This is a genomic window from Holdemanella sp. DFI.5.55 (assembly GCF_020593575.1).
Taxonomy (GTDB): Bacteria; Bacillota_I; Bacilli_A; order Erysipelotrichales; family Erysipelotrichaceae; genus Holdemanella; species Holdemanella hominis.
This window is the reverse complement of the sequence record NZ_JAJDMK010000094.1, coordinates 1-6,822: the sequence shown is the minus strand read 5'-3', so window position 1 is coordinate 6,822 and position 6,822 is coordinate 1. Positions and strand designations below refer to the sequence as shown.

The 6,822-nt window shown below is 35.1% G+C and carries 9 protein-coding genes; 1 reads left to right on the top strand and 8 read right to left on the bottom strand.

Features of this window, described 5'->3' with window-relative positions; all coding sequences use genetic code 11:
* The 4 genes from LJE08_RS12340 to LJE08_RS12325 form a co-directional block, all read right to left on the bottom strand.
* The coding region (locus LJE08_RS12340) for an NAD-dependent epimerase/dehydratase family protein (RefSeq protein ID WP_227403377.1) at positions 1-184 on the bottom strand (184 nt) is incomplete at its 3' end.
* A 47-nt stretch (positions 185-231) separates the two neighbouring features.
* Positions 232-714: a CpXC domain-containing protein gene (locus LJE08_RS12335; protein ID WP_117924389.1), complete on the bottom strand. Its 483-nt coding sequence runs from the start codon at positions 712-714 to the stop codon at positions 232-234.
* Positions 714-2,492 carry an aminopeptidase P family protein gene (locus LJE08_RS12330; RefSeq protein ID WP_227403376.1) on the bottom strand — a complete coding sequence of 593 codons (1,779 nt, stop codon included), beginning with the start codon at positions 2,490-2,492 and terminating at the stop codon, positions 714-716. The genes LJE08_RS12335 and LJE08_RS12330 overlap by 1 nt, the downstream gene beginning before the upstream one ends.
* Before the next feature lie 20 nt (positions 2,493-2,512).
* Positions 2,513-3,211 carry a hypothetical protein gene (locus LJE08_RS12325; RefSeq protein WP_217256810.1) on the bottom strand — a complete coding sequence of 233 codons (699 nt, stop codon included), beginning with the start codon at positions 3,209-3,211 and terminating at the stop codon, positions 2,513-2,515.
* 78 nt (positions 3,212-3,289) lie between these two features.
* Here LJE08_RS12325 and LJE08_RS12320 point away from each other — a divergent pair, with 78 nt between their 5' ends.
* Positions 3,290-4,123: an HAD family hydrolase gene (locus LJE08_RS12320; RefSeq protein ID WP_227403375.1), complete on the top strand. Its 834-nt coding sequence runs from the start codon at positions 3,290-3,292 to the stop codon at positions 4,121-4,123.
* Here LJE08_RS12320 and LJE08_RS12315 read toward each other — a convergent pair.
* The 4 genes from LJE08_RS12315 to gltX all read right to left on the bottom strand — a co-directional run bounded on the left by LJE08_RS12315 (position 4,101) and on the right by gltX (position 6,740).
* Entirely contained in the window at positions 4,101-4,262 is a 162-nt protein-coding gene (locus tag LJE08_RS12315; RefSeq protein WP_186999401.1) for a hypothetical protein, read from the bottom strand. The genes LJE08_RS12320 and LJE08_RS12315 overlap by 23 nt on opposite strands.
* Positions 4,240-4,422, bottom strand: coding sequence for a hypothetical protein (locus LJE08_RS12310; RefSeq protein ID WP_227403374.1), 183 nt, complete (start codon positions 4,420-4,422; stop codon positions 4,240-4,242). Before LJE08_RS12310 ends, LJE08_RS12315 begins: the two co-directional genes overlap by 23 nt.
* A 71-nt stretch (positions 4,423-4,493) precedes the next feature.
* Positions 4,494-5,150, bottom strand: coding sequence for a Fic family protein (locus LJE08_RS12300; RefSeq protein WP_227403373.1), 657 nt, complete (start codon positions 5,148-5,150; stop codon positions 4,494-4,496).
* A 126-nt stretch (positions 5,151-5,276) separates the two neighbouring features.
* On the bottom strand, positions 5,277-6,740 hold the full coding sequence (gene gltX, locus LJE08_RS12295) for a glutamate--tRNA ligase (RefSeq protein ID WP_117924379.1): 1,464 nt from the start codon (positions 6,738-6,740) through the stop codon (positions 5,277-5,279).
* Positions 6,741-6,822 lie beyond the last annotated feature (82 nt).

Here is a 6,822-nt window from a genome sequence, read left to right as displayed (position 1 = left end):
CATCTAACACATTAAATTCATAAAACTTAACATGCTTTCCTGTAATTTTATAAATCGATTCCAACACATCTGGTTTTGAATTTGAGAAATCATCAATCACGACAACATCATGACCACTTTCTAATAATTCAACACAAATATGACTACCAATATATCCAGTACCACCGGCAATTAAAATATTCATACGTAAAACCTCATTTCTACCAAACATTATAACCTATTTTGACAATACTACAAAATAAGAATCGCTTTACATTCCTCTTTGGTTAAAGATACAGCCTTATCCTCAAACCAAAGACAACCATTCTTCTTGTCATAATAATCAAATTTGATACTACGACCCAATCTTTTTTCCAACTGCTTCTTTTTGACCAATACAAGTTTAGGATTTAAACACTGATCATAGATCTTAAAAGCCAAAAGAAACTGTGAAACACTATGACAAAGTACAACCCTCTCATCTTCACTCAAATTATCTATATTCTTTTGTTGTGTCAAAACAAGATTAAACTTCTTTTTCGGATCCCGATATAGGAATGGATAGTACAAATAAAACATGGACTTACACTTTTGACATTGATGCATAAAATACGAACCATCATTCAAACGAATTCTAGCGACACTATCCATTTGTGCAATCACAACTGTATCTCTTTTTATCTCAAAAACATGCCCACAATGTGGACATGTGATTGGTATCATTCTTTCTTTCATCAAATAAATCGACAAGCCGATTTTAACCACTCAGCTTCATCATTCGTTAAATAAGGACTGATCTTTTCCAATACCTCTTTATGATAGTTGTTCAACCAAGCCTTTTCTTCATTTGTCAATAAAGAAACATCCAAACCATCCAAGTCAAAAGGTACAAACGTAATTGGCTCAAAATGCATGAACTGACCATAGTTATTCACATTGCCTTTTACGACAACCATTTCATTTTCATGACGAATACCAAACTTACCTTCACAATAGACTCCTGGCTCATTAGAAGTAATCATACCCTCATCTAATACACACATTTCATTACGATGAGGTAACACTCTCCATCTAAAGCCATTTGGTGATTCATGTACATTCAATAAGTGACCTACACCATGTCCTGTACCACATTGATAATCCACATCCTGATCCCATAGTGGTCCACGAGCTAGAATATCTAAGTTGATTCCTGAACACCCAAATAAGAAGTGTGCATCCGATAAACGAATATGTCCTCTTAATGCTTTAGTAAACCAATATCTTTCTTCTTCACTAATATCACCCAACACAAATGTACGTGTAATATCTGTAGTACCCTCTAAATATTGTCCACCACTATCAATTAGAAGCATACCCGAATTTGTGATTTCAACATTCGTTTCTGGCTTTGAAGAATAGTGCATCATAGCCGCATGTTCTTTATAGGCACAAATCGTATCAAAACTATCCTCTAAATAGTTTTCTTGTTCACTACGAAAAACTTGTAATTTAGACTGAACGCTCATTTCGCTCATCTCTATCTTACCCGCATTCTTCTTTAACCAATACATGAATTTTGTGACGGCAACACCATCTTTAATGTGCGCCCACTTTGTACACTTTAACTCTGTTTCATTCTTTAAAGCCTTCCATAAAATAATTGGACTCTCCTTAAATACAGGCTTAGCCCTTAAATTAGAAACAATCGCATAGTTTACACTTGATGGATCCACGAGTACTGAACCACTCAATGTTTTTGTAGCTGAATAAATATCGTTATAGCCACAAACAGTGACATTGTTCTTTCTAAATTCTTCTTCACTCAATTCATCCAAACGAGATGCATCCATATAAATAGAAGCTGAATCTAAAGATACGATTGAATATGCAAGCGCAACCGGGAAATTAGGAATGTCATGTGCTCTTAAATTATAAAGCCACGCAATCTGATCCACACTTGTTAGTATAATGGAATCGACTTTATTTTCATTTAAGAAAGCACGCAAACGAGAAAGTTTACTTTCCATAGATTCACCTGCAAACTTTTCCGAATAATGGAAAGTTGGTGTACTAGGAAGCTGTGGACGATCTGTCCATACGTCATTTACTAAATCTAGATTTACATTCATATTTAAGTGTGCCAAATCAAATACAGATTTATATGCCAAGGCATCCTTTGTATTCATAACACGACCATCAAATCCAACTGTATCGTTTTCCTTTAGATTTTCAACAATATACGCATCTATTTCAGGAACTCCAGGCTGGCCCATCCTCATCAAATCAATGCCTGTACCTTCCAATTGATTTGCCGCCTGAATAAAATAACGACCATCTGTCCATAGTGCAGCCTTATCTAGTAATACAACTAAGACACCTGCACTTCCAGTGAATCCAGACATATATTTACGACATGCGAAATATTCGCAAACATATTCTGTTTCATGAAAGTCAGACGTAGGAATAATATATGCCTGTACATTATTCTCCATCATCTTCTCACGTAATTTTGAAATTCTTTGAGTAATCATTTTTTAAATCCTTCTTTCCTCTATGCTAATTTCTTAAGTGCATCCACCTGGTATACCATATCCAAGAAATCAAATGCCTCACAAGAAAAACATAACACAATCATAATCAAAAATAACATCTTAATAATATATGTCACAAAATAAACTGCTTTGACACTATTCTCCAATCGCATATATTTAAAGTGTGACCACATAATAAAGAGTGGAAACATAAACAATGCACCTTGAAACAACCAATACATCCAAGTACGATTTTGTAGAAGGTATAAGATGTTGAATACCTTATGCGCATGAAAATCAATCATGAACTGATTGATCACAGCCACCGATGCATGCCCATTTAAAAAGCCAAGTGCACCTAGAAAGCTGACACCCGCAAATAAATTCGTCAAAAAGATAACGGTTTTTGCGATTTGTTTAGGCTTCTTTGTGGTAACACGATACGCCTGTGCCAAAAGACATAAGTAGCTCACAATAAAAAATATGCCATATAAAAATGAATAGAATGGAATGAAGCAATAGAAGATACAGAAAACTATCGATATACCCAACATTAAATTTCCAATGGAATCGGTTGTCGTACGATACTTCTGAATTCTACGAATTCCATTTTTATGCATTGAAAAAGCACGCGTAATCGCATTATAAACTGGTTTTGGAAGTATTGACATCAATACCACGAAAACAAACACAATACCTATCACCATATAATCGCCCATTTTATCCCTCCCCTTTAAATATTTACCTTTCTATTGTAGAATAAAAATATCATTTCGTCCAATCAGAAAGAGGTACTCATGAAACTTATATTTTTAGACGCCGACGGCACCCTATTCCATCACGAAGGCTATATTCCGGATAGTGCCATCAAAGCTTGTATTCAAGCCCAAAAAAACGGACATAAAGTCATTTTATGCACAGGAAGACAGCGCATTGAAATCTTTGGCCCGATGCTAGAAATTGACTATGATGCGATTATTGCCGGAAGTGGGGCAACCATTGAATGTGAACACAAAATCGTAGAAGAAAATGCACTCACAAAAGAAGAAAGCCAATATCTTTCAAACTACTTATTAGAAAACAACATTCCCGCTAACTTTGAATGTTCTAATGGCATCTATGCCACTCAATATACAAAAGACACGATGTTAAAAATGGTGGAAGAACAATGTGCCGGCAAAAGTGAAGAAGAAAAAGCCAAACACGGCCTTACAATTCTAACGAGCCAAATCACCGTTGTCGACAATATAAAAGACCTTGTCTACAACAAAGTCTCCGTTATTGACAATGGGAAAACGCCTTACAAAAAGATCCAACAAGATCTATCCGACAAATACGATGTGATTCCGGCAACCTTTGCGCCACTAGGAAAAGAAAGTGGAGAAATCACTTCCTACCACATCAACAAAGCCACAGGCATGGATGCCGTAATCAAATACTTTAATGCTGACATTAAAGATACGATTGCGATTGGAGACGGCTTCAATGATATTCCTATGTTTGAAAAAGCACATCTGAGCATCGCCATGGGAAATGCTCCACAAGAAATCAAAGATAAAGCTAACATGATCACAACATCACTAGATGAAGATGGTATATATCATGCCTTTAAAGAATTGAATCTAATTTAAAGAATATCCTACAAAAATCATATACGATTTCTGTAGGATATTCTTTACCTTCAATTACCACATAGTTTCCAAAACACGTATGATCAGACACTTCAATCACAGTATATTCATCGATTTCAATTTGATTTATTATTCTCATAAGCAATTCTAAAATAATCCAAATAAGCTTTATATTTATCTTGTGCCGACAAACAAGTATCCATCAGATAGCCTCTTTCATAATCCCATTCTTTTAAGCCGCGATAATAAAACATTTTCAACTGATCATCGATTATAAATGGGACAATATTATATTTCAAACATTCTTTAAATAAAATCAATCTTCCAACACGACAATTTCCATCTTGAAATGGATGAATACGCTCAAACCTTACATGAAAATCGAGTATATCTTCAAAAGTCTTTTCTTTTTTTTAACATTATATTCTTTTAACAATCCCTTCATTCTACCTGGAACTTCTTCAGAAAGTGCTGTATTCATTCCTCCAACTTCATTTGGTACCTTTTTATAGTCGCCGACCACAAACCCTTCTTTTCTTGAATCACTTGTACCATTCTTCAAAGTCAAGTGTAAATCTTTAATAAAATTCTCGCTCAAAGTAGTCTTGGCATGATCAATAATCATATCAATACATCGAAAGTGATTTGCCGTTTCAAGTACATCATCCACATTCAACACTTCATTTTCTACACCAATCGTATTTGTTTCAAAAATATATCGAGTTTGATCATGACTCAAGCGACTTCCTTCAATATGATTTGAATTATACGTTAAATCAATCTGTGTTTTATGATAAATCCCACCAGAATACTTGTTTATCTTTTGTTCCTTCAAGACATCCAATAAAGTAACAGACTGTTCTTTCTTCTTGTTCATACGAACTGGTTTTTTGGCATTTTCTGGAATTTTCCAAGTTTTACCGGCAATAAATGCACCATCTACACGATTCTGTGCACAATAATTTCGAACACTGCGCTCGGATATATCCCATTTTTTAGCTATTTCAGCCATTGAAAAATATCTCATAAGCAATCCTCCATCTAGTAATATCATATTATCAGCAATTCTATATTACAGATACGTAATTATTTATTTGTTTTTGCTGGTAAAACGCAAAAAAAACGCCTAGATTTCTCTAAGCGTTTGTATGTTTTACTCTTCTACGATTTCACTCAAACGATCAATACCCACTTGGATACGACGTAATGTTTCATCTTTTCCTAAGATAAACGCAATTTCAATCGCTCCACCTGGAGTGAATTGTTTACCAGAAACGGCTGTACGAATTGGCCATAATACCTGTCCATTCTTCATTTCCAACTCTTTAGGAAGAGCTAATAAACATTCGTGCAATGCATCCATGCTGTCCCATTGATCAAAGGCTTCTAGAGTTTGCTTGCTGGCTTTTAAAGCTTTTAATGCAACTTCTGGAGTTGTCTTCATCTTCTTGTGACGATACATTTCTAAATCGTAATCTACTAATGTATCAAAGAAGTCAACACTTTCTTCGATTTGATTCAAGATATCAATACGAGGTTGAATGATTTTGGCAATCTCTTTTAAGTTGTATGCTCCATGAACCGCTTTTTCTAAGTATGGACGAACCGTTTCATAATATGTTTCTTCATCCATGTTTCTTAAATATACACCGTTCATCCAAGTCAATTTATCAATATCGAAAATGGCTGGTGATTTAGAAATACGGTGAATATTAAATACTTTGATCAACTCATCCAAAGTATAGATTTCCTGTTCTGTTTCAGGAGCCCATCCAAGAAGTGCGATATAGTTCATGATCGCGTCCGGCAAATATCCCTTCGCAACAAGATCTTGGAAAGAAGCATCTCCATTACGTTTTGATAATTTGTGGTGTTCATCCTTCATTACAGGTGGTACGTGTACGTATGTAGGTCTTTGCCATCCATACGCATCATAAATCAAGTTGTACTTAGGTGTACTTGATAAATATTCATTTCCACGAACTACGTGAGAAATCTGCATCTGGTGATCATCAATAATGTTCGCAAAGTTATATGTTGGATATCCATCCGATTTAATCAAGATTTGTTCATCCAAAACATCTCCATCCACTTCAATACGACCATATACTTCATCATCAAAATATGTTTCACCAACATCTTTGATTGTTTGACGAATAACATAAGGTTCACCCGCATCCAATTTAGCCTGTACTTCCTCAGCACTCAAGTGCTTACAAGGATCATTGAACTTAAAAGAAATACCTAAGCTTTCAGCTTCTTTTCTTTGAGCCTCAATCTCCTCTTCACTACAGAAACAATAGTGAGCTCCACCAAGTTTAATTAAATCTTCGGCATACCCTTTGTACATAGGTAAACGTTCACTTTGAACATATGGACCAAAGTCTCCACCAATATCTGGACCTTCATCCCAGTTCAAACCACATTCTTTTAAAGTTTTATAAATAACATCTACAGCACCTTCTACCTTACGCTCTTGGTCAGTATCCTCAATACGTAATAAGAAGTCGCCACCTTCGTGTTTCGCAATTAAAAATTCAAATAAAGCTGTACGCAAATTTCCAATGTGCATATAGCCAGTTGGACTCGGCGCAAAACGAGTTCTAGTTTTATTCATAGTTATAATCATCCTTTCGCTTTCTATATAATAATACGAAACTACATTTCTTTCAAGATTCCTTCAATCAACTCCGACTTTT

Bases quoted from the DNA above. Each gene is read 5' to 3' on its own strand.
- LJE08_RS12335 (WP_117924389.1), bottom strand. From the start codon at position 714: ATGAAAGAAAGAATGATACCAATCACATGTCCACATTGTGGGCATGTT.
- LJE08_RS12330 (WP_227403376.1), bottom strand. From the start codon at position 2,492: ATGATTACTCAAAGAATTTCAAAATTACGTGAGAAGATGATGGAGAAT.
- LJE08_RS12325 (WP_217256810.1), bottom strand. From the start codon at position 3,211: ATGGGCGATTATATGGTGATAGGTATTGTGTTTGTTTTCGTGGTATTG.
- LJE08_RS12320 (WP_227403375.1), top strand. From the start codon at position 3,290: ATGAAACTTATATTTTTAGACGCCGACGGCACCCTATTCCATCACGAA.
- LJE08_RS12315 (WP_186999401.1), bottom strand. From the start codon at position 4,262: ATGAGAATAATAAATCAAATTGAAATCGATGAATATACTGTGATTGAA.
- LJE08_RS12300 (WP_227403373.1), bottom strand. From the start codon at position 5,150: ATGAGATATTTTTCAATGGCTGAAATAGCTAAAAAATGGGATATATCC.
- gltX (WP_117924379.1), bottom strand. From the start codon at position 6,740: ATGAATAAAACTAGAACTCGTTTTGCGCCGAGTCCAACTGGCTATATG.